We start from the raw sequence: 1,284 nt of genomic DNA on the forward strand, positions 1-1,284 counted from the left end.
GAGTGACATGAGTGACATCACGATGATCACCGACTACACCAATGCAGCCCAGAACACGTTCGTCAAGAACCTGGCGGCCCACTACCTGCCAGAGCTGAAGGTCAACGAAGACCGTTGCGGCTACGCCTGCTCGGACCACGCCTCGTGGACCAACAAGGGCTATGTCGCGTCGTTCCCGTTCGAAGCGCCGCTGGCCAATGACAACAAGAACATCCACACCAGCAACGACACGATCGCGAAGTCGGGCAACAACGCCAACCACGCGCTGAAGTTCGCCAAGCTGGCGCTGGCCTACCTGGTGGAGCTGGGCAGCGACGGCAAGTAGGGGCTTGAGGCCCCGGAGGACCCTGGCGCGCGCGGCGCGAGGGTCWGAATCTTGGGCACCGGCAACCCCGGTGCCTTTTTCTTTGGTCCCTCCGCGCCGGCGTTCTGTGGCGGTCCACCGACGGTGTGCAACAGAGCGTCAATAACGATGTAGTTCGAGCGACTTGGGGATATCCGCCAACGGCAAACCCAGTAATGTCGCCGCAGCCTTCTGCGGGACCGATCGCAAGGCGCACCCGGCCCCTTTGACTGACCTATCCAGTGACAAGGAGACACGAATGAAACTACRCCGCGCAGCCCTGGTGTCCAGCACCTTGGCGACMTGTYTTGTTGCATCCGCYCARGCCGGCCCGATGGTCTGGGCYTCGATGGGYGAAGAYKCCTACCGCYTGTTGCGCCRCKCCGGCGCCGAGYTGGARCAGGTGGARCCGTTCTCGGTGGCGATCCGTGCGCCGTTGGCCGATGGCCGCATCGGCCAGCGCAACGAGTTGGTTTACCTGATGCAGGTCGATGAAGAGGCGCTATTGCCCCTGTCGAGCGAGATCCACGAGAAGCTCAATCGCTGCGGGGGCTTCATGCTCCATGCCAGCCGCGCCGAAGGCCGCGAGGCCGTGGCGCGCTTTCACGATGCGGCGACACGGGCCGCGAAGCCGTTGGTGAACTACATCATCGACAACGACGCAGAGGTCAACCCGCTGCTGCCGCAGGTGCAGGAGAGCAACATCCGCTCGACCATCGTGCACCTGTCGACCGACTACAAGAACCGCTACTACAACACCACCGGCGGCGTGTCGGCCAGCGACCAGCTGGTGCAGACCTGGAAAGCGCTGGCCGGCAACCGCACCGACGTGACGGTCAAGCAGTTCACGCACTCGTGGCCGCAGAAATCGGTGATCCTGGAGATCAAGGGCACCACCAACCCCGGCAAGATCGTCGTGATCGGTGGCCACCTCGACTCGA

1 protein-coding gene and 1 pseudogene are annotated in these 1,284 nt (G+C 63.2%); both read left to right on the top strand.

Features of this window, described 5'->3' with window-relative positions; translation table 11 throughout:
* Positions 1–325 (top strand): M28 family peptidase (locus tag AC1DYI_RS36005; protein ID WP_477208879.1); only part of this gene is annotated, 325 nt, incomplete at its 5' end.
* Between the two features lie 421 nt (positions 326–746).
* Positions 747–1,284 (top strand): annotated as a pseudogene (locus tag AC1DYI_RS36010) (leucyl aminopeptidase); the annotation flags it as partial.

Source organism: Ideonella sp. P3_A4, from assembly GCF_056403075.1.